Genomic DNA, 23,823 nt, shown 5'->3' on the forward strand with positions numbered 1-23,823 from the left:
GAATATATCTAAAAACTAACTTTAATCTTTTACAATTTGTTGAGAAACAGGAGAATTATTAATCATGCCCGTAACTGTATATTTTCCTTTCGGAAGTTCAATAAGATTTAAACCAGATGCAGTTTTAGTAGGAGATTTTAAAACAACTTTCCCGAATTCATTATAAACTTTTACATCCTGAACCTCTCCTCCAAAAACAACTTCGTTATTTTCTTTCACAAAAGAATTAACGATAAAATTGAATTTTGAATAATTATAATCAACATCTGCAATTGCCGGATTTCCATATGTTGAATTGATCGGATTTGGAGTTGTAAGAATAAAATTGTTATTTGGTAAATTATCCGAGGTTCTTCTAAGTGCTGTAGTTGATGAAAGCGAAGGTATTGATTCCGAATTTGTCAATTGATTTTCAGTTGTTCCGTATTCAACTAAATCCATAATACTTGAACTTTTCAGATCTGTAATTTGCGTTGAATTATTTACTAAGGCTACTTTTCCTGAATTAGTTGCAATTTGCAACCCAAAAGAAGAATTTGATGAACCATCAAAATTCAAAATATCAGTTGCAATAAAATCAGGAGTTGGAAGATCAGTTGCACCACCACCACTTGTACCTTCCTGAATAAGAAAACTTTGTCCCGGATTTAATACGATATTCGGTAAAGTGTGATATTGGTTGAACTTTCCTGATGCAGAAGCATATTGTATTGTTGCTCCGTTTAAGGAAGATGTTTCAGAACCTATATTTTTCAGAATGATATAATCATTTTTCAGGGAAGAACCAGAATTTCCGCCGCCTCCATATATTTCATTAATTACAATCTGAGCATTAAATATTATAAAGGAAAAGAATACGATAAGAGTAAAAGTTTTTCTCATGATAATTTATTTTGTGTTGTCATTGAAAAAATACAAAAACAATACCACCTTCATGAAATACTCTTCCAAAGGGAATTACATAAATAATTATCAATCAAATACTGTCACGTATCAAAAACAAAAATCTCCGCTTCAAAAAGAAACGGAGATTATATTATGATTAAAAACTAATTTCTTAGTCTTTCAAGATTTTCTGAGAAACCGGCTTGTTATTTACTGTACCTGTTACAATATAGTTCCCTTTTGCCAATTCTGCAACGCTTACAGATTCATTTTCTTTAACAGAAGCAGATTTTACAATCTGTCCGAACATGTTGTAAACTTTCACGTCTTTAGCTTCAGCTCCGAAAGTGATTTCATTGTTTTTTACGAAAGTGTTTTTCACGAAGCTTCCTTTTACAGAAGATAAATCAGAAACAGCTAATGAACCTGATGTTCCTGAAATTGTTACATTATCAACTCTTGCAGTTCCCCCAGTTCCGTATGAACTGCTTGCTCCAATTGCAGTGTAAGTAGCATTGTTAGCTGGATCGAAAACAGATACAACTCTGACAGCAAAGTTAGCATTGTTATTCGCTACAGCTGGTATTGCATTTGTCATAGTTACCCATGTTGCAGGCGTAGCACCTGTAGCTCCAATTTCTGTAGCAGAACCAATATTTGTCCAAGTAGACCCATTAGTAGTATATTGCATTTGGAAGTACTTTGATCCTGTATTAGAGCCAGAAATATCTAAAGATACAGAAATACCTGTATAACCTACAGTACTAACTGCAAAATTAAATCCTGCCGTTCCTGAACCAGTTCCTTGAGCTGGAAACCCAGTAGTACTCCAAGCTTTACCAGCTGCTGGATTTCCTCCAGGAAAAGATGGCGTTCCAGTTGCTGCAAGAATAGTAGCAGTTCCAGAACCTGTTGAAGGAGCATTTGAGCTTGCATCAAAATTCCATTGAGTTATAGTCGTTTGAGCGAACATAACTGTCGTTGTTGCTAATGCAACAAATAAAGAATAAATCTTCTTCATGATTTAAAAATTTAATTATTAATAATTTACGAAAACAAAATTACAAAAAAACCACCATTTTATATCAAATGGTGGTCATATTTAACACATTGTTAAAGTTACTTTTTAAGAATTTTCTCTGAAATAAGCTTTCCTGCTACGATTCCTGAAACAATATAATTCCCTTTCGGAAGACCTGAAATATCTAAAACCTCGTTTTCAAAAACCGATGCTGTTTTAACTAAATTTCCAGTAGCTCCAAAAATTTTAATTTCAGATTTCGTTCCGAATACAATATTATTATCTACTAATGTATTTTTTACAAGAGATACTTTATTTCCTTTAATATCTGAAACAGCAAGAACACTACCTGCAGAAACAATAATATCATCTATAAAAAATCTTCTGCCTCCCGCTGAAGAAGAAAATACTAATTTTGTAGAAGCCGTTCCTCCTGTAATACTTGTATTGAATGTAGTAAACGCTCCATTAGTAAGTGTAAAAGTCTTTGTTCCACTCACACTTCCACCGCCAGTTACAGAAACTGTTAAAGTTGTATCATCTGTACCAAAACCTCCTGCTCTGAAGCTGACAGCTGCATTTCCCGAAAGACCTGCCAAAACTGGTGTAGTTACAGATCCCGGATTACTTCCCGAACCAGCTTTTACACATTGCGCGGCTCCTCCAGCCGATCCAAAAGTCCATCCCGCGGAAGTGTATGTATTAAGAGAACTTGTCCCTACATTACCGCTCCAAGAACCATCGTTTCCTCCAGTTCCATTCAAATCACTAAAGTTTGCACTAAAAATCTGAGCACAAACCGTAGAAGCAAAAATTACTGTTGCAAAAAGAGAATAAATCTTTTTCATGATTTTAATATTTAATTATTAATAATTTACACCGCTAAATTAGCCTCGTTTTTATTTTTAGCACAATAATTTGTGTAAATTTTTGTTAATAATGCTAAAACCATAATTGTAACCAATTTTTAGTTATTTTTACCAATTATTTTTAAGTTCTTGCGGAATTTTATTTTATTATTCGTGTTATTATTTATGGGCATAACAATTACCAATGCCCAAGTTTTCACGTGGAAAAATCCTAACCTTCCTCAAGACAGTTTAAAGCAAGACAGCATAAGACAGGACAGCATTCTTGCTCTGAAATTTGAGCAGGATATTTTTGCTAAAGACACAATGGATTTTGTTAAAACTAATAACAGAATTATTGTAGATGAAGGTGTTCTTGCCAAAAATGATAAAAAAAGATTTTTAGGAGAGCTAAATTCAAAAGGATCAATCATTCGTGGAATTACTTTTGGTAATAATCAAGGTCAGTCTGTTCAAAGTTCAATGGATTTGCAGATCTCCGGTCGACTTTCTAAAGATGTGACTATTCTTGCCAGTATTTCAGATCATAATTTGCCGATTCAGGCAGACGGATATACGCAGACTTTGGAGGAATTCGACAAAATTTACATGCAGCTCAACATTAAGGACAAATCAATTCTTAGAGCCGGACATTTAGATTTGGTTGAAGCTAAGAATTATTTTGCAAAATACCAGAGACGAAGCATGGGGCTTGAATTCCAGACAGAATTTGGAAAAGAAAATAAAACTTTCGTTGATGTTTCTATGGGTGTGGCGCGAAGTGAATTTCACAGAATTCGTTTCCAAGGGGTTGAAGGAAATCAGGGACCTTATCGTTTGACCGGTAAAAACGGCGAACAGTTTATCACATTGATTTCAGGTTCTGAGCAGGTTTTTATTGACGGTATTTTGATGAAGCGTGGAGAAAATCAGGATTACATTATTAATTATAATACCGGAGAAGTTACTTTTACCAGTTTCAGACCGATTTTCCAACAGAACTTCATTACTATTTCTTACAATTACGCGAACAGAAATTATTCCAGATATTTATTCACGGGAAAAGTTGAACATAAAAGAGAAAAATTAAGATTAGGTTTAAACTGGTTCATGGAAAATGACAATAAAAATGCACCACTTTCCCTAAATCTTTCTCCTGAAGATCAAAAAATTCTCGCTGAAGCTGGAAACAATCCAAATCTGATGTATGCTCCTTCCGGCGTTATAACTGAATATGATGTTAATAAAATTTTATATCGTTTGGTTCAGAGTCCGGGTGGAAGTTATTATGAATTTTCAACGGATGCTATACAAACACTTTACACGGTTTCTTACACGTATTTCGGCTCTAATTTGGGAGAATATAAAATAGCTCAAACAACCAACAATGGACGTGTTTTTGAATATGTCGGTCCAAACATGGGAGATTACAGAGCCGTAAGAAAACTGCCTTCACCGGAGAAATCACAGGTTTACTCTTTAAATTCCGAATATTTATTGAAAGATGGAAAAATAGGGGCAGATATTTCTTTGAGTAATTATGACGTGAATTTATTTTCTTCAAAAGATTCTCAGCAAAATATCGGTTATGCATGGAGAATTTTCGGGAATAAAACTTTCTCTAAAAATAACTGGAAAGGAACTCCGAATTTTGAATATCAATATATTGACAAACAGTTCCATATTCTGGACAGAATTAATGACGTAGAATTCTCAAGAGATTTCAACTTGGCTCAGGAATTCAGTGGAAGAACACAAAACAGATTTATTTTCAGTTTCCTAAATAAATGGAATAATAAATCAACCTTAAATTACAGGATCAATTACCTTGACGAACAGGATTCTTATAAAGGAATTAAAAATGATCTTGATTTCGGATGGATTAAAGGAAAATTTTTCACAAAAGGGAATTTATCTTACTTAAATACAAACGCCATTCTTCAGGATACAAAATTCATCAGAGGAGGCGTATCAACTGAATTTACAGGCAAAAAAGGAAGTTGGGCTCTTGGTGGAAGCATGGAACACAACGAGAAAACATATAATGACACCCAATTGATGGATGTCACAAGTTTCAGCTGGAAAGAAATTTTTGTTCAGAAAAAAATCGGTGACAGTACAAGAACAAAATTATTGGCAAAAGTTTACATGCGAGACAATGACTCCGTTCGTGATAACAGGCTTCAAAGCATGAACAATATTTTAGGTTTTATGGCGGAAAGTCAGATTATAAAAACTGAAAAAACAACTTTAAACGTATTGCTTCATTATAGAAAATTCTTCTATCAAAACCAGGATATTGATGCATCCAGAAATAATGATTTTGTGGTAGGAAATATTCTTTATAATCAACAACTTTTTAAAAATGGTATGCGTTTGCAGGCTTTCTACGAGCTTGGAAACGGACAGGAAGCGCAGAGAGAATTTCAATATATAAAAGTGACAGACGGACAGGGAATTTATAAATGGACCGATTATAACGGCGATGGTGTTCAACAGCTTGATGAATTCGAAATCGCGGAATATTCTGATTTGGCTCAGTATATAAGAGTTTATACAAATTCTGTAAGATATATTCCGTCGAATAAAAATAAAATTCAGTTGGCATTATTTGTCAATCCATCAATTATATTCAATTCTGAAAATAAATTTTTAAAACGTTGGAATTTCAATATTTCATTAAATTCACAAAATTCATTTTATAAAAAGGATAAAGTTTTAGTTTTAAATCCTTTTGAGAAAAATGCTGATCAAATTCTTAAGAACCAAAATATTTTAGCTTCAGTCCAGTTTAGCCCGACAGATAAATCCGGCTGGAACGGAAACTATCGCTTCATCTCGAACGACAACCTCATCAATGCCAATTTCAGTAATGAAGAAAGGGAACAGGTTTCGCATTTCTTAAATATTGGATATTGGTTCAATAAAGAATTCAGAGTAGACTGGGAAAATTCCGTCCATGATATTCAAAATTCATCACAATTATTTGCGACGAGAGATTATCGCCTGAATAATTTTGAGACAAAACCTAAAGCAACTTATAAATTCACAGATGCTATTCAAGCTGAGCTATCTTCCGCATTCCGTCAAAAACAAAGAGTGGATGGAGAAGAACTGTTAAAAGCATTTGATGTAACAGGAACAATCCAATGGGAGCGTAGAAAAACTTCCATCAGAGGAAACTTCTCTTTCATTAATAACAATTTCAACGGAAATAATTTCAGCATCGTTGGGAATCAAATGTTGGACGGCTTAAAGCCAGGCAAGAATCAGGTTTGGAGTGTTTTCATTCAACAGGCAATTAATTCTTTCTTACAGCTAAACTTAAATTATGAAGGAAGAAATTCTGGCGACAGAACAATTCATATTGGAAGTATGCAGGTGAAGGCAAGTTTTTAATTCAGCCTTGTCTTGCTTACATAGTAATATTTAAACTAAATCTTTAGACATAAAAACAAAACCCCGAAAAAATCGGGGTTTTTAAATTTTAAATATTAGGTTTTAAGTTTTTATTTTTTAATCACTTTTAATGATTGAGAATCTTTTTCCGAATTTACTTTTAAGATATAAACTCCCGAAGGAACTCTTCTCATATCAACAGAGCCTTTTTCTGCATTGATAGTTTCATTAATCAATCTTTGTCCTGCAGTGTTGTAAACTTCAATATTTTTGATCTTACTGTCATTGTTGATCGTAATAAAGTCAACAACAGGATTTGGATAGTAGTTCAACTTATTATTTTTAGCTGCGACATCTCCAACTGCTAAAACAACATTTGTAAATTCATAACTTCCAAGGTCTGGAGTTGTAGCATTTCTTGTTGCTCCATCAGCATCAACTGTCACATCCGCCACAAATGTTCCTTTATTATCAAGAGCTGCATTTCCTGATGTTGCTAAATGAAAATCTGTTGCAGAAATAAATACAGGAGAAACACTTACCGAATTAACATTTCCTCCAAAACCTGCCTGAATGTCTGCTAAAGTTGTTCTGGCAGAGCCAATATATCCTAAAGCTGTACCTGATGAAGCATAATCATTATTATTAATATTAGAAAATACCGTATTAGCACCACCTGAATAAATAGCATATCTGTCACCTGTCTGGGTTTGTTTATTTACAAAAATATTATTTCTAAGATCTATTGATGCTGCTGCAGTTACTGTACTAAGAATATTTAATGCGGAAGGTCTTCCTGCATTGGTTTGATTAGTATCCATTACTACAGTATTATAGTAAAGCTTAAAACCACCACCATTACCAATTACAATACCATTTCCGTTATCTGCTAATCCACCAGATAAAGAATAACCAGTACCAGCAATATCATTGATAATATTATTATAAATTAATAAATTAGAAGCAGCAACACTTGAATTAATATAAAGTCCTACAGCTCCGTAGCCAGATGTATTAGGTTGCTTAACATCTGAAATTCTATTTTTGAAAATCGTTCCGTTGGTTACAGCTGCTCCAATCAAAATTCCTTGAGAAGTACCTGTAGAAGTTGCAGGAAGAGCAACACCTGTAATTGTATTTCCACTTACTTCAAAGTTTTTTGCATTTTGAACTGCAATACCTCTAAATAACATTTTATCTGCCACGACTGTAGAACCTACAACATTGTTTCTGATAATCCATCCAGTATCTGTATTTGTAGCATTTCCTACTGCAAAAATACCATTTTGCGCTCTCACAAATGTATTATTAATTGCTGAGAAGTTATTATTAGAAACCTCAGCCGCTCCCAAAGTAGTTCCTGATACTATAACCGCACCAATAGTTCCAGCAGAAGTAGAACCGGCAAAATTAGTATTTCTGATCGTCACATTTTCAGCACCGTCAGTTGTCGTACTAGAAACCCAAAGAACGACAGGTGTTGTTCCGGTTGTTGCAACATACGAATTACTAATAGTAAGGTTTCGGGTAGAGGTTCCGTTGTTACTTCCCTCAATAGTTACATTATCTGCACCAAAAAGTTTGATTGTAGCAGCAGGATCGGCACTTGTGATAGTAGCATTCACTCCTGTACCTGGTTTTATCATTACCGAAGTATAACTCACTGTACCTCCACTAGCATTCAGAGTTGCAGTAGCAGTTTCCGTTGTATTAGCAGTAACCGTTATAGTAATTGCACCTTGATGTGTCCCTGCATTAATAGCGTCAAACGCTCCCTTTAATGTAGTATAAGTTCCTGTCATTGTTCCAGCAGTTGACGCTAGACTAATCTGTGCATTGAAATTTGCAGCCGCAATTGTAGTAATTACGCAAAATAGAAATTTTCTCATAGGTATTATTTTTTCATTTTAAATATATACAAAATATTTAATAAAATCTAATTTTAACCAAATATTAAATACCACACTATGAATAAAACCATAAAAACACCAATAAAATAAGGCTTTTGAAATAGATTTATAAATTCAGATAATTATCACTTATAAACTCTATCAAGACATAAAACAGAATTTCGTAACTTCGCGCCATGATAAAAATAGGCAACATAGAACTGCCGGAATTTCCGCTTTTACTTGCACCCATGGAGGATGTGAGTGATCCGCCGTTCAGAAGACTTTGTAAAATGCACGGTGCGGATATGATGTATTCTGAATTTATCTCTTCTGAAGGGCTAATTCGTGATGCAATGAAGAGCCGAAAAAAGCTGGATATTTTTGATTATGAAAGACCAGTTGGAATTCAGATTTTTGGTGGAGATGAAGAAGCAATGGCAATGTCTGCAAGAATTGTTGAAACTGTAAATCCTGATTTGGTTGATATTAATTTCGGATGTCCCGTAAAAAAAGTGGTTTGTAAAGGAGCCGGAGCGGGCGTTTTGAAAGATATTGATTTAATGGTTCGTCTTACCAAAGCTGTTGTAAGTTCTACAAGTCTTCCTGTAACAGTAAAAACTCGTTTAGGATGGGACAGTACTTCCATTAATATTGATGAGGTTGCGGAACGCCTTCAGGAAACAGGAATCAAGGCATTGACGATTCACGCGAGAACCCGTGCTCAAATGTACAAAGGTGAGGCAGATTGGGAACATATTTCAAGAATTAAACAAAATCCTAATATAGAAATTCCAATTTTTGGAAATGGTGATATCGATTCTCCAGAAAAAGCGTTGGAATACAAGCAAAAATACGCTTGCGACGGAATTATGATCGGTCGTGCTGCGATTGGCTATCCTTGGATTTTTAATGAAATTAAACATTTCTTTAAAACCGGAGAACATTTACCTGCACCAAAAATTGAAGACAGATTATTGGCTGTCCGTCAACACGCAGAATGGAGTGCAGAATGGAAAGGTGAAAAATTAGGACTTATCGAAATGAGACAACATTACAGCAATTATTTCCGTGGGGTTCCACACTTTAAGGATTTCAGAAAAAAATTCTTAGAAGTATATACTTTAGAGGAGATGGATGCTTTGATCAACGAGACTCAGGAATTTTATACAGAATATTTAGCTCAACAAGCATAAAAAGAAAACCATCAAAATTACTTGATGGTTTATTTATTTTATTATTTGATAGATGATTTAGATTTAATATCCTTCTGAACCAGATTGTTTTTTAATTAGTCCCAATGCTGAAGAAGTTCCGATTCTTTTCACTCCTAGATTAATCATTTTTTCGGCATCTTCCGGAGTTCTTACACCTCCTGCAGCTTTCACAGGAAGCCTTCCTGCATTATCAAGCATAATTTTAATACCTTCAAATGTTGCTCCGTTGGGTTTTCCATCTGTAGTTTCATAAAAACCTGTTGAAGATTTCACAAAAACTTTAGCTAAATAATTCTCAGGGAAATTTTCTTCTGCCCAACTGGAAATATTTTTAGTAAGATCTGCAATTTGTTCGTCTGTTAAAGCTGCAATCTCAATAATCCATTTTGCAATTTTATGATTCTGCAAACATAGCTTTGTACATTTTACAAACTCTTCTTTTACTAAACCTACATCTCCTTTCAGATAAGCATTATAATTAATGACGAAATCCAGTTCATCTGCTCCGTCGGCAATTGCTTTTGTAGCTTCCGTAAGTTTTTCATCAATAGAATACGTTCCTTCATGAAAACCAATGACAGTTCCTACTACAACATTCGAATTTCTTTCCTGAATATACTTTTTGATTTCAGATACATAATCTGGTCGGATCATTACGGCAAAAATTCCGTTATCAATCGCCTCTTGGGTAAGTTCTATATCTTTCTGTAAAGTTTCTTCATCCGAAAGTCCCGACTGAGCCGGAGTTTTCAAATATGTTGAATCCAAATATTGAGCAATATTCATAATCTGTTATACTTTCAATTGTCTGTAAATACCTTGTTCCAAAGATATGAAAGTTTCTGTTCTTGTGACTCCTTTTAACTTCTGAAGTTTGCTAAGAATCTGCATTAAATGATCATTATCCTTGCAAAGAACTTTTAAGAAAATAGTATAATTTCCTGTTGTATAATGAGCTTCCACGACTTCATTGATATCTTTTAGGGATTTTACCATATCGGGATAATGACTTGGCTGATCCAGAAATACTCCGATGTAAGAAATTACTTTATACCCTATTTTTTTAGGATTAAGAAACGAAATCGAATTTTCGATTACTCCTGCCTGTTCAAGTTTTTTAATTCTCTGGTGAACTGCAGTTGTTGAAATTCCTACATTCTTAGAAATATGTGCTAATGATGATTTAGCATTGTCCATCAACATGTAAATAATTTCTTTGTCAATCGAATCTAACTGATAACTTGTGTTGTTTGAATTTTTCATTCTTCTACTTATTTATGTTTTTACGTTTGTTTATAAATCTCTGAATCTTACAAAAACCGGAAAATGATCACTATAACCTCCTAAATACCGCGTTCCGGCAAATGTTCGGAAAGGACGACCTTCAAATTTTTTGTCCCGACTACTGAGTTTTTCAGAATTGAATATTTCCGCATTCTGAAACAACAGACCATTATTATCATTGAAGAATGACTTCGACAATATGATCTGATCAAACAATAGTCCAGATTTATAATGAAAAGTAGAATAATTTCTTGTGGAAAAAAGCTGTTGAAAGGGGTTTTCTAATACCTTTCCATGCTCATCATCATAGAGAATTTTTACTAAATTTTCATCATCTGGGTTCTCGTTAAAATCACCACACAAAATCACATTTTCTTTATCTTCATTCACGATATCCAAAATCCGCCCGCGGATTTCGTTAAGTATAAAGTCTCTTTTAGGCTTATTAACATCTTTTTCGCGTTTAGAGGGAAGATGCGCGATAAAAACATTAATAATTTCTCCTTTATATTTTACTTTTGAATAAAGTACATCCCTAGTTGTGTCGTAATTCCCTGTGTTTTTGCTTATTATCTCAAAAAAGAATGTAATAGTTTCTGAATCTATTACCTCAACTTTATTTTTATCATACAATAAGGCTACATCAACCTTTCTTTCGTCCATAGAATTGTAATGAACAATTCCATATTCCGAATTAAAAGGTTCTAATTGTACAAGATCTTCCAAAACTTTCTTTCCGGAAACCTCCGAAAGACCAATCATGAAAGGCAATACGCCATTTTCCTCCTTCATTAGCTGAAAAACGTGAGCTATCTTAAAGAGCTTGTTATTATATTTCCGTTCGTCCCAATTTCTCAGTCCCGAATTTGTAGGGTCTAATTTATGATTTGGTTTGGGATCGGGTAAAAATAAATTCTCAACGTTGTAAAAACTGAACAGCTCCATCAACACGCTTTTCTTGATTCATTAAAACTTACATTTTCGTTTGAATCTGTAAATTTATTATTTTATTTAATATATCATTAATTATTTTATATATTTTTCATATTAATTTTATCTTCAAAATATTAGAATTTATATGAAATTTTAAATAAAACAATCAAGTAAAATTAAAATTATTAACCACTTCAGGAAATTAATTATTAAAATAAAAATAAATTAATATCTGAAATTTAAATTTATTAGAATAAAAAACTACTAAAACAACATAATCGTAAATAATTTTAATCATAAATTAATTTACAGCAAAAATTATTCCGATCACTAAATAATTTAGCTTAAAATGAGGACCTTATCTTGATTAATATAATTTCAGTTATATTTTTTTATAATAGATCCGGACGTTTTTCCTGAGTAATTCTTACCGCTTCATCATGACGCCATTCTTCAATTTTAGCAGAATTTCCACTTAAAAGGATTTTTGGAACTTCCAGACCTTTATAAACTTCAGGTCGTGTATAAATTGGTGGTGATAAAAGATCGTCCTGAAAACTATCGGTCAAAGCACTTTGCTCATCGTTCAAAACTCCAGGAAGAAGACGAATAATAGAATCCGCAAGAACACAAGCCGCCAATTCTCCGCCTGTAAGAACGTAGTCTCCGATAGAAATTTCTTTGGTAATATGAAGATCTCTCAAACGCTGATCAATACCTTTATAATGACCACATAGAAAGATCAGATTATTTTTAATAGAAAGTGTATTCGCAATTTTTTGGTTTAAGGTAACTCCATCCGGTGTAAGATAAATCACTTCATCGTATTCTCTCTGTGATTTCAGTTCAGAAATACATTTATCCAAAGGTTCAATCATCATCACCATTCCCGCTCCGCCACCGTAAGGTTCGTCGTCGATTTGTCTGTGTTTGTTGATCGACCAATCTCTTAACTGGTGAAAATGTACTTCTGCCAATCCTTTATCCATCGCTCTTTTCAGAATAGAAGTCTGAAATGGACTTTCCATCAATTCCGGAAGTACGCTTATAATGTCAATTCTCATTGTAATGTTTCGTTTTTCTTATTTGGCGAAATTATTAATCTTAAAGAAGAATCTTTGTTGAAGTAGCTCCACATCCAGTTGAAGAATACGGCAAGCTTATTTCTTACGCTCAAAATCAACATTAAGTGTAAGAACATCCAAAAATACCACGCCAAAAATCCTTGAAATTTTACAAATGGTAAATCTACAACTGCCCTGTGTTTTCCGATGGTTGCCAATGATCCTTTGTCGTCATATTCATATTCAACCCAATCATTAACCTTCTTCAAAAGATTTTTTCCTAAATTTTTCGCCTGATTAATTGCTACGTTTGCAACCTGTGGATGACCTTGCGGATATTTTGGAGTTTCCATATAAGCAATGTCGCCAATCGCAAAAATATTGTCGTAGCCTTTTATTTTATTATATCTGTCTGTTATATATCTGTTTTTGACTAAATTTTCTTCCTTAAAACCATCCACCACATTTCCTGTGACTCCGGCTGCCCAAATTACATTATTAGAAGGAATTGTTTTTCCGCTTTTCATGAAAACTTTGTCGCCATCATAGTCTGTCACATATTCCTGACTTAAAAATGTCACTCCTAAATCTTTCAAATATTCTTCAGATTTTTGTTGAGCTTCAGGACTCATTACAGCTAATGGTTTTTCTGTAGAACTTACCAGAATGATCTGAAGATGATCAAAATTCATGTAAGGGTAATCTCTCGGAAGAATTTCTTTTTTCATTTCGGCAAAAGCTCCGGCTAATTCTACTCCGGTTGGTCCGCTTCCTACGATTACAATGTTCCAGTTTCCATCATCACTTCGACTTTTCTCAAGAATGAGCTTTTCGAAAGTTATTAAAATATGATTTCTGATACTTATCGCTTCCTGAGTATTTTTCATTCCGAAAGCTTTACCTGCAAGATCTTTATTTCCGAAAAAATTCGTTTTACAACCCGTCGCAATAATTAGCTTATCATAAGTAAATTCTGCTTCATCAGTAATAACTTTGTTATTCGCTGTATCAATTTCTTTAACTTCCGTCAAACGAAACTGCGTATTTCTGGAACGCTGAAAAATTTTTCTGAACGGGAAGGAAATATTGGAAGGTTCAATTCGTCCACACGCAACTTGATAAAAAAGAGGCTGAAACATGTGGTGATTTACCCTATCTAAAACAATTACTTTTTTGTTCTTGTTGTTTAGCGTTTTTGCAAGTTGCAGCCCCGCAAAACCTCCTCCGATAATGATGATCTTTTCGCGTGTTTCCATAGTACACAAATTTACTGATTTTATTTAGCATTTAGAAGTGAAAAAAGTTAGTTTTGCAAAACTTTATCACACAAAGATGTACAGCAAAAAGACCGCCAAAAAGATTCATAAAAATCGTCGGAATAATTATTTTTTCCGCCGAAAAGTGGTGTTGGCAATTCTGATTATTGCGTTAATCGGAACAGGTTTATATCTAAAACAATCAATAAGTTACTATTACGCATTATACTTTAATAAATTCACACATAAAAAGCTGCACAACAACGAAACTGAAACATTGAGAATTCAGAAAATTCTTTCTAATAATCTTGATAAAACCTACGGATTTGATATTTCTCATTATCAAAATAAAGAAGATATTAAATGGGACAGTTTAACGATTGGAAACAAAATTATTCCACTGGAATTTGTTGTCATGAGAGCAACAATGGGAAACCGAAATGCTGACAAACATTTTTCCGATTTTTGGGAACAGGCGAAGAAACAAAACCTCATTCGTGGTGCTTATCATTTTTACAGAGCGGATGAAGATCCGGTGATTCAGGCGAATAATTTTCTGGAAAATGTAAAGCTTGAAAGTGGAGATCTTCCGCCGATTTTAGATATCGAAAAAATTCCGAAACGTAAAACGAATAAAAAATTAATTGAAGATCTAAAAGTCTGGTGTAAAATCGTGGAGGAAACTTACGGAGAAAAACCTATCATTTACACGTATTATCATTATTATAAAGACTTTTTGAAAGGTGAATTTGATGATTATCCTCTTTGGCTGGCAAATTACAATGACGTTCCTACTCCATCGCCCGATTCTGACTGGGATTTTTGGCAATTTACAGAAAACGGAATTGTACACGGAATTAACACAAAAGTAGATTTGGATATTTACAATGGAAGTTCTTGGTCTTTGAAGAGATTGACTTTAGACTGATTTTTTATTCTCCCACGGATTTCACAGATTTGCACAGATATTTGTGTTTATTTGTGAAAAATATTTGTGCTGTTTGTGTTAAGAAATATTATTTAAATGGTTTCCTTTGAATCCATTCTGTTTTTGGGGAAAGTGAAGGAAAAATATTTTTCATGAAAGGATTAACCATAAAATTATTGTGCTTTATTAATCCGAAAATTTCAGTTGGTTCTGCGCCGATCGTAGATTTTATTTCCAAAGCGGTTCTTCCGAAAATAATTCTTTTAAATTGGTGATTAATTCCAAATTCTACCATATCCAAAAGCATGTTTAAATAAATCTGTTTTTCTTTCTGGCATTCTTTATTATAGCCTAAAAAATAGGTATCAATATCTTCATTATTTAAAATCAGGGTATAAAAACCAATTAATTTTTCCCCTAAAAAATAACCGAAGATTTTAAAATTTTCCTTCAGATTTTCTTTCATACTTTCAAAATGATCTTCCGGAAGAAAAAATGTGTTGAAGGGTGCATTTTCAGCTACATTTTGATAAAGAAAATTTATTTCAGGTTGATATCTTTTTATATTATTTAAATCTAATTCCTTTTTTTCAATTCCCTCAAGTTTTTTCTTTGCAGACTTGGATCTGGCTCTATATTTTTTCGAAAAATCATTGCTGTAATCTTCAAACCTTTTCCAGCTTTCTTTTAAACTCAGAATCATATTCGGCTGAACAGAAAACCTGAAATACGTTTTATGATTTTCATCATTAAAATATTTCACAAAATTCGACTGATAATCTTTATAAATAATTAAGGAAGTTTTCCTGATTTCATTCTGCATTTTACACACCGCTTCATCCAAAAGTGGAATTACCTTTTCTAAAGTGATTTTTGAGGCATCAAAATAAAAACCATTTTGCCCCGTCAACATATTATTTCCAAGAATCATTACATCTTTACTAAACTGTTTCGCTGCAAAATTTTTAATACTGCAAAACATTTCATTTTTCTGAAAGGTTTTATGCTGAATAAAATTCAAATATTGAAATAAAGCTCCGCCAATCAAAATATCATCCTGAAAAAATCCCATAAAATAACATTGCATATTTTTGGGTTTTGAAGTTTCAAGGACATGAAAATATTCTTTGGAAAGCATAATATTATGATTTCCTATGACGATATTCCAGTTTTCAGGCAAAGCTGAAACTGTGTTGTATATTGTTAGATTATATGACATAAAAAAGGCCACACAAATGTAGCCTTATCTTTTAAACTGTTCAAATTATTTTTGTGTCACCCAATGGAAACCGTCAACAGCGTACCAACCACAGATAATTCCGCCCATGATGGTAATTGTGATCGTCCAATATGCCGAATTGATCATCGTATATTTCCATGATTTTCTTTCAAACATTGCATTGATTGCCGTCATCGGAAAAACAAATAAAAATCCTGCCATAAAAGAATGCAAAGCTCCGTGACCAAAAGATCGGTAAGCCATTCCGTAATCTTTCATAAAAGCATGATAAGAATCGTTGGCGTTCATTTCGTCACCTCCAACCATTCCGAGAGCTCCGAATTGATGTATTGTGACAAACTGCAGAAAAAGAGCCATTAAGCCTGATAAAATCACAGAAAAAATAAAAACTCCAATCATTGAACCTTTCATTTTTTCTTCTGTCAATCCTGTTTCCTCCATCCATGCTTTTCCGAAAACTTTCGGATGATACCAAATAAATCCCATAATCAATGGGACAAGTGCGGCTACGAAAATAGCCCAAAAGTTGATTTGTGTCATAGTTTTAATTTTAAAATAATCTTAGAATATAAAGCTACATTAAAAATCAATATGAAATAAATTTAATTCAATGAATATTTAATTTTAACTATTATTCAATAAACAAATTACTATTTAATGAATAATAATTTAAAACATTAACATATTTGATTATTAATCCCAATTTAATAAAAACAATAAAAAAACTGAATATTGAGGCTTGTTTTATCATCCATTTTTCTGGTTACATTTTCGTACTTTTGCACCTTAATTTAAGTATCAAACTCTAATGAATTACGTTTCTGTTGAAAATCTCACCAAATCCTATGGTATAAAAGTTTTGTTCGAAAATATTTCGTTCCATGTGAATGAAGGCGACAAAATTGCCATCGTTGCCAAAAATGGAAGCGGGAAATCTACCCTTCTGAAAATCCTGATGGGAAAAGAAATCGCAGACAGCGGAACTGTGACTATCAATAAAGACATTCAGGTTGTTCTGTTTGATCAGGAGATCGAGTTTGATTCTAATTTAACGATTGACGAATTCATGATGACGCTTGATTCCGCACCGATTCAGGCATTGAAAAATTATCATAAATCATTACTTTCTACAGATTATGATTTCATTGAAAAAGCTTTGGCTGAAATGGAAATTCATAAAGCGTGGGATCTTGAGAATGACATGAAACAAATTCTGTCTCAATTGAAAATCACAGATCTTGAAGCCAAAATGGGAAATCTTTCCGGAGGTCAGATCAAACGTGTTGCTTTAGCCAAATTATTGACGGAAACCAGAGCTGAACATCGCCACACACTTCTCATCATGGATGAGCCAACCAACCATCTTGATGTAGAAATGGTGGAATGGCTGGAAAGTTATCTGAGTAAGGCAAAAATTACTTTAATTTTGGTAACCCATGACAGATATTTCCTTGATGCAGTCTGCGGAATTATCTGGGAAATGGAAGATAAAAATCTGTATTTCCATAATGGTTCTTATGCAACGTATCTTGAAAATAAGATGATTCGTGAGGATAATATGAATGCAACCATCGACAAAGCCAACAATCTTTACAGAAAAGAACTGGAATGGATGCGAAGACAGCCGAAAGCACGAACTACAAAGTCTAAATCGAGACAAGATGACTTTTACGAAACTGAAAAAATAGCCAAAACCGATACAAGAAAAGAATCTCTTGAGCTTGATTTCGAAATGAAAAGGCTTGGAAATAAAATCCTTGAACTAAAAGATATTTCTAAAAGTTATGGAGATAAATTATTATTAAAAGATTTCAGTTATCAGTTTCAAAGAGGCGAAAAAGTAGGAATTGTAGGAAAAAATGGTGCCGGAAAATCTACATTATTAAACATCATTCAAGGGCTTGAACCGAGAGATTCCGGAGAAATTGAAACTGGGGAAACTATCAAATTCGGTTACTTTTCACAAAAAGGACTTAAATATAAAGAAGACGAGCGAGTAATTGATTTTATTAAAGAAATTTCTGAAAACTTTCCTCTAGCCAACGGAAGAACGATTTCTGCATCGCAGTTTTTAAGATTATTCTTATTTGACGATCAGACACAATACTCTCCTATTTCAAAACTTTCAGGAGGTGAAAAAAGAAGATTACATTTGATGTATATTTTATATCAAAATCCAAACTTCTTAATATTTGATGAGCCTACGAATGATCTTGATCTTCCGACTTTAACAGTATTGGAAAATTTCCTGTTGAATTTCCAGGGAAGTTTGATTATCGTTTCTCACGACAGATATTTTATGGACAGAATTGTTGACCATATTTTAGCATTTGAAGGAGAAGGAAAAATCAGAGATTTTATTGGGAATTTCTCAGAATACAGAGAAAATTTAAAATTAGAAGAAAAAAATCCGAAAGCTGTTGTTGAGAAAAAAGTTGAAACAGTTATTTCGGTTCCTACTCCCGTTTCACCACCACAAGCTCCGAAAAGAAAACTTTCTTTTAAAGAACAAAGAGAACTGGAAACCATTGATAAAGAAATTCCTGAACTAGAAGAACAACGTGCAAAGATTCTTGAACAGCTTAATAATGAAAGTGAATATGAGAAAATTGCAAAACTTTCTGCCGATCTGGAAGCACTTTCTGAGAAGTTGGAAAACCACGAAATGAGATGGCTGGAACTTCAGGAAATTTAAGGTAAAGAACCTAACCTAAAATATACATGCTTCGACAAGCTCAGCATGACATCGCTGAAAATTTACTGCTGATTTAAGACAGTTAGTATTAGAAATGTCATGCTGAGCTTGTCGAAGCATTTCTTATTATAAAAATTCAATTTATTTTAAGCCAAACTTATAATTTTTCCTTCTTTAGAGCTTTCCATTGCAGCGTCGATGATTTTCATGTTCTTGATAATCTCTCCTGCAGGTGAAGGTAACGCATATCCGAAAACGATGAATTCGTAAATTTGTTGATAATAATTCATGTAATTTCCTGGTTCGCTTGATGTAAGAATTCTTTCGGTTTCTTTATTTTCATTTAAAAAATTCAGAATTCCGTCGGTTTCTTTTAAAGGTTGCGTCCAATCTTCACCGTAAGTTGGAATTGCTCCTGCAACCAATTCATTTTCCTGATTATCCGTTCTTTCCTGTAAAAAACTTCCTTTTTCTCCGTGAACCGAATAAGCATAATGAGCTTCTTTTGTAAAAACTGAAGATTTTAATCTTACTCTCAAATCATTTTGATAAAATAAAATAATTTCAAAATAATCGTTAGCAAATTCTTTTCCTTTCATCGAAAAAACATCCGCGAACAATTTTTCCGGAAAACCAAAATATTGCACTACCTGATCCACCAAATGAGATCCCAAATCGTGAAGTGAACCAGAACCAGTAGCTTCCGGATTTTCTTTATGAGCTTTCCCACTTGCTTCAGTTCGGAATCTGTCGAAGCGAATTTCAACTTCTTTAAGACTGCCTAATTTACCTTCGTTCATTATTTTCTGAACCTGAAGATAATCACGGTCGAATCTTCTGTTTTGATAAACGCTCACAAATAAGCCTTTCTCTTCCGCTAGTCTTGCCAATTCTTCTGCTTCGGAAACGTTTACTGTAAAAGGTTTCTCAACAACTACATTTTTCCCTGCTTCCAAAGCTTTTTTTGTATATTCAAAATGCGTCTGAACAGGCGTATTTACTATAACCAATTCAATATCTGCATTTTCCAGCATTTCTTCTACCGAACGATAAATTGTTGCATCGGGATATTTTTCTTTAGATTCTTCTTTACTTCTTTCTACAATAGCAGAAATGAAAAATCCCGGATGTTCCTTTAAAAAAGGAGCATGAAAAACTTTTCCACTCATTCCGAATGCACAAAGTCCTACTTTTACCAATTGCATAAATTTTATTTTAAACAAATATATTTATAAAAATCACATAATACTTCTCAAGATTCAACCCTATAATTAAAAAATCATTAATAAATGACAAATGTCACCTCTTAATTTTTATTAATTCTAAATAATGATATACTTTTGCACTTTATTTAAAACCACTCTAAATAATAAACGTAAAATGAAAAAGCAGCTAGTAACTTTAGGACTACTATTCGCAGCCGTGTCCTTAAGCGCACAAATGAAAAACGTTGAAGCTGATACTGTAAAAGTTCAGACCATTGAAGATGTTAACCTTTACAAAACAGGAAACCCAAACAAAGCAAAACCATTATCTACAAAATCAAATCTGACGATAATGGAAACTCCACAGCCTATTGCTATCGTTACTCATGAAGTAATTGAACAGCAACAAGCAAAACAATTGAGTGATGTTATTAGAAATGTAAACGGAATTTATCTTACTTCAGCAAGAGGGGGTTCTCAAGACAGTTTTGGCGGACGTGGTTTTACTTTTGGAAATGATAATATTTTCAAGAACGGTGCAAAAATAAATAGTGGAGTTTTTCCTGAAGTAACAGGTCTTGAAAGAGTTGAAGTTTTAAAAGGAGCTAATGCCATGTTATATGGAAATGTTGGACCAGGTGGAATTGTAAACTTAATTACGAAAAAACCGAAGTTTGAATTTGGAGGAACTGTAGGATTCAGTGCTGGAAGCTGGAATTCTTACAAACCAACCGTTGATGTTTACGGTCCTTTATCTAAAAATATTGCATTCCGAGTAAACGGAACTTATGAATATGCTGAAAGTTTTAGAGACTTGGTGCAATCGAAAAAGAATTATTTCAACCCTTCTTTTGTTTTTAATTTAAGTGAAAATACACAATTAATTGTAGAAGGAGATTATTTATACCATACTTTCACACCCGATTTCGGAATTGGAAGTGTGACTGATAATGCAACAGGAGTTTCAAGACTGGCAACTGAAGTCAACAGAAATCAGTTCTTTGGAGCCAATTGGCAATATCAAACCAATCAGCAAGCTACAACTGATGTTATTTTAAATCACAGATTTAATAATAATTGGTCATTAAACGCAGTTGCTTCTTACCAAAATTATACAAAAGATTATTTTTCTACAGAAAGAGTTCAGTGGGCTTTCAATTCAAAAACAAATAATTTAAATCCAAGTTGGACGAGACCTGTAGGAAGAACTTACAACGAACAAAATTATACTTCCTTACAAATTAATCTAAATGGAGAATTTAAGACCGGAAATATTACTCACAAACTTCTGGTAGGTACTGATGGAGATTACGGACAAGCTGATTCCTATACTTTTAAATTAAGCGGTACAACTTTAGGCACATTACTTTTAAACGATCCATCAACTTGGACAAATGAAGGAGCAATGCCAACTGCAGATAAAGCTTACAGAAGAAGAATTCCAACAAGAAGATTTGGAGTTTATGCTCAGGATTTAGTTGAATTAACAAAATCTTTAAAAGTTTTGGCAGGAGTTCGTTACTCTTATTTAACGAATGGTGAATCTTCAGACAATATATTCATTCAGGGATATACAATTCCTGTAGCGAGTGCAAAAACAGAAGATCATGCATTTTCACCAAAGGTAGGCCTTATCTTTAATCCGAATGAGAATATTTCAGTATTTGCAACCTATACAAATTCATTTGTTCCAAATACCGGAACTACAGTAAATTTCGAATCCTTGAAGCCTTCTACAGTAGATCAATATGAAATTGGTATTAAAAAGAATATTTTCAATAATGCGGTTGCTATTAACTTAACAGCTTATCAAATTGTTAATAACAATAATTACACTACCGCAAGATTTAAAGCGGATGGAATGACACAGAACTCGGATTCTAATTTGAAAGAATTTGCAGGTAAAGTTAGAAGCCGTGGTGTAGAGCTAGATATCACAGGAAATCCATTAACTAATTTATCATTAATTGGAGGTGTTTCTTATAATAATGCTGTTTATACAAAAACTCCGGATATTTATGGTTATGTAGAGGACCAAAGATTAGTGAGAACACCTGCAGTTACTGTAAATGCATCAGCTTTTTACACACTTACAAATTTTGCAAAAGGTCTGAGAATCGGAGCAACAGCATTCTATACAGGTGACAGAAAAGCTGGTTGGAACGACACAAAAAATCAAACTCAGGTTACAAGAATGATTGATGTTGATGGTTTCGTAACCGTAGATTTAAGCCTTGGCTACGAATGGAATAAATTCTCAATCCAAGGAAAAGTAGGAAACCTTTTCGATGTTGTAAACTACAATGTTCACGAAAATTACTCTGTTAATCCTATTACGCCAAGAAATTATTATTTCACGTTGACGTATAAACTTTAACATTTTAATAGTATTAATGATTTCTTTAAATAAAGTGGGAATTGCATTTTTGCAGTTTCCACTTTTGAACTTTTAAAAACAAACGATAAGATATGGATAAGATTAAGGACACAAGAAGTTTCATGAGAATTACACACCGTTATTTAGGATATTTCCTTGCAGGAATAATGGTTGTTTATTCTTTAAGCGGAGTTTTGCTTATTTATATGGGCATTAATTTAAAAAGTACATAAGAACAAAAAAGCCAAAAAGCCAAAAAAGCCCAATTGATGAGGGTTTTCAGCGTTTTTGAAGCTATTTTTTAAAAAAAACGAAATGTCTATAAATGTAATTTAATTACTATTTAATTACCATTAAAATATCCGTTAATTACTAATAACAGCCCTTTAATTGGGGTTGTTGTCGTTTATAGTGTCTATAACTACCAATACAAGGAATAAACGCCTTAAAACAAGGTTTATTTAGCTGTTTAAAAGTATTTAAAAAAGACTTAATTATAACTTATGGCAATAAGTTTAATAAAAAACAAAAAACACCTCTTTTTGGGTGCTTTTTCTATTTGGGTATTCAGTTGGGTATTCAGTTGGGTATTCAAAAAATGTTTATTCTGATTACATTCACGGGGATTTGTAGCCATATAATGTACAAATATAAATATTTTATAAAGATTCAAGCATATATAAGGACAATTGGATTAAGTTGATATTAGCTGAAAATCAATCATTTAGATATTTCCCCATTTTTATTTGTTCAATTTCCGCTTCTATGTCATTCATTCTATCAAATATTAATGCAGGATTAGTAAATTCAAATACAACTCCGCCTTTAACTTCCCAAACCTCCTTTATAGTGCTGGGATGAATATTGATGTTCGGATATGATCGCCTATCCAAATTATCAGATTTGCAAAGTAGATTATCATATTTTTCAATCCTATTAATGCACCTTTTGATTAAAACCCCTTCTTTGTCATTATCCCAATCCTCATGAACAATTATATATAATCTATCGTCTTTAATTCCAGTTATCCAATTTTCTACCCATTCACCAACAGCATAACTTTGATTATGTAAAGAAAGGTTCATTGACTGTCCTTTGACCTGAAACGCACGGAACGTTCCGTTATTTAGTCCGGGCATTCTGTAAACAGGCAATTTTTTTATAAAATCAGATTTATAATACCCATCCAAATACCCCGCCCTTGCTTGCACCGATACAAGCGGAATATTTTCTTTCTGATGTGAATCAACAGTGACCACTTGAGGAACTTTATGCACGAAATCAATATCAGCATCATGAGAAACACTAGTTTCCATTGCATAAGACCCACTTTGGAACATAGGTTCATTCCCAGTGATGAGAAAATCACCTGAAATTCCTACGCATTTTGAGTATAAAACATCAATATCAAATGTGTTTCTTCTGTACCAACCCGATAATGTTGTCGGTGGAACTTCTAAAAATTGAGCAAATTGAGTATCTTTTTCGAATCCATAATGTAATTTAATCTTATTGAGAATCAGTTCTTTATCAATTTTATTACTCATTTTGAGTAGTTTTATTTGGTTTTATACTCAAAATG

General features: G+C 33.2%; 19 protein-coding genes. 6 read left to right on the forward strand and 13 right to left on the reverse strand.

Translation table 11 applies throughout. The annotated features are described in order from the left end of the window. Positions 1-21: 21 nt before the first annotated feature. The 3 genes from ABD940_RS15660 to ABD940_RS15670 all read right to left on the reverse strand — a co-directional run bounded on the left by ABD940_RS15660 (position 22) and on the right by ABD940_RS15670 (position 2,754). A complete protein-coding gene (locus tag ABD940_RS15660) occupies positions 22-882 on the reverse strand; it encodes a lamin tail domain-containing protein (protein ID WP_345205940.1) in 861 nt (286 codons plus the stop codon). Positions 883-1,057: 175 nt separating this feature from the next. Next, positions 1,058-1,906, reverse strand: coding sequence for a T9SS type A sorting domain-containing protein (locus ABD940_RS15665; protein WP_345205941.1), 849 nt, complete (start codon positions 1,904-1,906; stop codon positions 1,058-1,060). Positions 1,907-2,004: 98 nt separating this feature from the next. After that, a complete protein-coding gene (locus tag ABD940_RS15670) occupies positions 2,005-2,754 on the reverse strand; it encodes a T9SS-dependent surface endonuclease, AS87_RS02955 family (protein ID WP_345205942.1) in 750 nt (249 codons plus the stop codon). Between the two features lie 186 nt (positions 2,755-2,940). Here ABD940_RS15670 and ABD940_RS15675 point away from each other — a divergent pair, with 186 nt between their 5' ends. Continuing rightward, positions 2,941-6,153 (forward strand): hypothetical protein, encoded by a 3,213-nt coding sequence (locus ABD940_RS15675; RefSeq protein WP_345205943.1) that lies wholly within the window; start codon positions 2,941-2,943, stop codon positions 6,151-6,153. A gap of 110 nt (positions 6,154-6,263) precedes the next feature. On the opposite strand, the gene ABD940_RS15680 is transcribed toward ABD940_RS15675, so the two are convergent. Then, the gene (locus ABD940_RS15680) at positions 6,264-8,042 is read right to left on the reverse strand and encodes a T9SS type A sorting domain-containing protein (protein ID WP_345205945.1); all 1,779 of its coding nucleotides are present in this window, start codon (positions 8,040-8,042) and stop codon (positions 6,264-6,266) included. Positions 8,043-8,239: 197 nt separating this feature from the next. Here ABD940_RS15680 and dusB point away from each other — a divergent pair, with 197 nt between their 5' ends. Continuing rightward, complete coding sequence (gene dusB, locus ABD940_RS15685) at positions 8,240-9,238, forward strand: tRNA dihydrouridine synthase DusB (protein WP_345205947.1); 999 nt, start codon at positions 8,240-8,242, stop codon at positions 9,236-9,238. A gap of 63 nt (positions 9,239-9,301) precedes the next feature. Here dusB and deoC read toward each other — a convergent pair whose 3' ends face one another. The 5 genes from deoC to ABD940_RS15710 form a co-directional block, all read right to left on the reverse strand. After that, the gene (deoC, locus tag ABD940_RS15690; protein ID WP_345206502.1) at positions 9,302-10,048 is read right to left on the reverse strand and encodes a deoxyribose-phosphate aldolase; all 747 of its coding nucleotides are present in this window, start codon (positions 10,046-10,048) and stop codon (positions 9,302-9,304) included. Positions 10,049-10,051: 3 nt separating this feature from the next. Continuing rightward, a complete protein-coding gene (locus ABD940_RS15695; RefSeq protein ID WP_345205950.1) occupies positions 10,052-10,522 on the reverse strand; it encodes an Lrp/AsnC ligand binding domain-containing protein in 471 nt (156 codons plus the stop codon). A gap of 30 nt (positions 10,523-10,552) precedes the next feature. Continuing rightward, complete coding sequence (locus ABD940_RS15700; protein WP_345205953.1) at positions 10,553-11,488, reverse strand: endonuclease/exonuclease/phosphatase family protein; 936 nt, start codon at positions 11,486-11,488, stop codon at positions 10,553-10,555. 380 nt (positions 11,489-11,868) lie between these two features. Further along, on the reverse strand, positions 11,869-12,540 hold the full coding sequence (trmD, locus tag ABD940_RS15705; RefSeq protein WP_345205956.1) for a tRNA (guanosine(37)-N1)-methyltransferase TrmD: 672 nt from the start codon (positions 12,538-12,540) through the stop codon (positions 11,869-11,871). After that, positions 12,537-13,796 (reverse strand): NAD(P)/FAD-dependent oxidoreductase, encoded by a 1,260-nt coding sequence (locus tag ABD940_RS15710; protein ID WP_345205959.1) that lies wholly within the window; start codon positions 13,794-13,796, stop codon positions 12,537-12,539. The genes trmD and ABD940_RS15710 overlap by 4 nt, the downstream gene beginning before the upstream one ends. A 76-nt stretch (positions 13,797-13,872) precedes the next feature. On the opposite strand from ABD940_RS15710, the gene ABD940_RS15715 reads away from it, so the two are divergent. Further along, on the forward strand, positions 13,873-14,724 hold the full coding sequence (locus tag ABD940_RS15715; RefSeq protein WP_345206505.1) for a glycoside hydrolase family 25 protein: 852 nt from the start codon (positions 13,873-13,875) through the stop codon (positions 14,722-14,724). 88 nt (positions 14,725-14,812) lie between these two features. On the opposite strand, the gene ABD940_RS15720 is transcribed toward ABD940_RS15715, so the two are convergent. Both ABD940_RS15720 and ABD940_RS15725 read right to left on the reverse strand, forming a co-directional pair. Next, positions 14,813-15,943: an 8-amino-7-oxononanoate synthase gene (locus ABD940_RS15720; RefSeq protein ID WP_345205961.1), complete on the reverse strand. Its 1,131-nt coding sequence runs from the start codon at positions 15,941-15,943 to the stop codon at positions 14,813-14,815. A 45-nt stretch (positions 15,944-15,988) separates the two neighbouring features. After that, positions 15,989-16,504 carry a DUF1761 domain-containing protein gene (locus ABD940_RS15725; protein ID WP_345205965.1) on the reverse strand — a complete coding sequence of 172 codons (516 nt, stop codon included), beginning with the start codon at positions 16,502-16,504 and terminating at the stop codon, positions 15,989-15,991. A gap of 268 nt (positions 16,505-16,772) precedes the next feature. Here ABD940_RS15725 and ABD940_RS15730 point away from each other — a divergent pair, with 268 nt between their 5' ends. After that, positions 16,773-18,659 carry an ABC-F family ATP-binding cassette domain-containing protein gene (locus tag ABD940_RS15730; protein WP_345205967.1) on the forward strand — a complete coding sequence of 629 codons (1,887 nt, stop codon included), beginning with the start codon at positions 16,773-16,775 and terminating at the stop codon, positions 18,657-18,659. Between the two features lie 146 nt (positions 18,660-18,805). Here ABD940_RS15730 and ABD940_RS15735 read toward each other — a convergent pair whose 3' ends face one another. Continuing rightward, on the reverse strand, positions 18,806-19,864 hold the full coding sequence (locus tag ABD940_RS15735) for a Gfo/Idh/MocA family oxidoreductase (RefSeq protein ID WP_345205970.1): 1,059 nt from the start codon (positions 19,862-19,864) through the stop codon (positions 18,806-18,808). Between the two features lie 175 nt (positions 19,865-20,039). Between ABD940_RS15735 and ABD940_RS15740 the strand changes: the two genes are divergently transcribed. Further along, entirely contained in the window at positions 20,040-22,241 is a 2,202-nt protein-coding gene (locus ABD940_RS15740) for a TonB-dependent siderophore receptor (RefSeq protein ID WP_345205974.1), read from the forward strand. Positions 22,242-22,333: 92 nt separating this feature from the next. Then, the gene (locus tag ABD940_RS15745; RefSeq protein ID WP_345205977.1) at positions 22,334-22,474 is read left to right on the forward strand and encodes a hypothetical protein; all 141 of its coding nucleotides are present in this window, start codon (positions 22,334-22,336) and stop codon (positions 22,472-22,474) included. A 483-nt stretch (positions 22,475-22,957) separates the two neighbouring features. On the opposite strand, the gene ABD940_RS15750 is transcribed toward ABD940_RS15745, so the two are convergent. Next, positions 22,958-23,788, reverse strand: coding sequence for a LexA family transcriptional regulator (locus tag ABD940_RS15750; protein WP_345205981.1), 831 nt, complete (start codon positions 23,786-23,788; stop codon positions 22,958-22,960). Positions 23,789-23,823 lie beyond the last annotated feature (35 nt).

It is taken from the genome of Chryseobacterium ginsengisoli (genome assembly GCF_039542325.1).
GTDB classification, from domain to species: Bacteria; Bacteroidota; Bacteroidia; order Flavobacteriales; family Weeksellaceae; genus Chryseobacterium; species Chryseobacterium ginsengisoli.

Excerpts from the sequence above, each read along its gene's own strand:
- ABD940_RS15660 (WP_345205940.1), bottom strand. The coding sequence starts at position 882 with ATGAGAAAAACTTTTACTCTTATCGTATTCTTTTCCTTTATAATATTT.
- ABD940_RS15665 (WP_345205941.1), bottom strand. The coding sequence starts at position 1,906 with ATGAAGAAGATTTATTCTTTATTTGTTGCATTAGCAACAACGACAGTT.
- ABD940_RS15670 (WP_345205942.1), bottom strand. The coding sequence starts at position 2,754 with ATGAAAAAGATTTATTCTCTTTTTGCAACAGTAATTTTTGCTTCTACG.
- ABD940_RS15675 (WP_345205943.1), top strand. The coding sequence starts at position 2,941 with ATGGGCATAACAATTACCAATGCCCAAGTTTTCACGTGGAAAAATCCT.
- ABD940_RS15680 (WP_345205945.1), bottom strand. The coding sequence starts at position 8,042 with ATGAGAAAATTTCTATTTTGCGTAATTACTACAATTGCGGCTGCAAAT.
- dusB (WP_345205947.1), top strand. The coding sequence starts at position 8,240 with ATGATAAAAATAGGCAACATAGAACTGCCGGAATTTCCGCTTTTACTT.
- ABD940_RS15695 (WP_345205950.1), bottom strand. The coding sequence starts at position 10,522 with ATGAAAAATTCAAACAACACAAGTTATCAGTTAGATTCGATTGACAAA.
- ABD940_RS15700 (WP_345205953.1), bottom strand. The coding sequence starts at position 11,488 with ATGGAGCTGTTCAGTTTTTACAACGTTGAGAATTTATTTTTACCCGAT.
- trmD (WP_345205956.1), bottom strand. The coding sequence starts at position 12,540 with ATGAGAATTGACATTATAAGCGTACTTCCGGAATTGATGGAAAGTCCA.
- ABD940_RS15710 (WP_345205959.1), bottom strand. The coding sequence starts at position 13,796 with ATGGAAACACGCGAAAAGATCATCATTATCGGAGGAGGTTTTGCGGGG.
- ABD940_RS15715 (WP_345206505.1), top strand. The coding sequence starts at position 13,873 with ATGTACAGCAAAAAGACCGCCAAAAAGATTCATAAAAATCGTCGGAAT.
- ABD940_RS15720 (WP_345205961.1), bottom strand. The coding sequence starts at position 15,943 with ATGTCATATAATCTAACAATATACAACACAGTTTCAGCTTTGCCTGAA.
- ABD940_RS15725 (WP_345205965.1), bottom strand. The coding sequence starts at position 16,504 with ATGACACAAATCAACTTTTGGGCTATTTTCGTAGCCGCACTTGTCCCA.
- ABD940_RS15730 (WP_345205967.1), top strand. The coding sequence starts at position 16,773 with ATGAATTACGTTTCTGTTGAAAATCTCACCAAATCCTATGGTATAAAA.
- ABD940_RS15735 (WP_345205970.1), bottom strand. The coding sequence starts at position 19,864 with ATGCAATTGGTAAAAGTAGGACTTTGTGCATTCGGAATGAGTGGAAAA.
- ABD940_RS15740 (WP_345205974.1), top strand. The coding sequence starts at position 20,040 with ATGAAAAAGCAGCTAGTAACTTTAGGACTACTATTCGCAGCCGTGTCC.
- ABD940_RS15745 (WP_345205977.1), top strand. The coding sequence starts at position 22,334 with ATGGATAAGATTAAGGACACAAGAAGTTTCATGAGAATTACACACCGT.
- ABD940_RS15750 (WP_345205981.1), bottom strand. The coding sequence starts at position 23,788 with ATGAGTAATAAAATTGATAAAGAACTGATTCTCAATAAGATTAAATTA.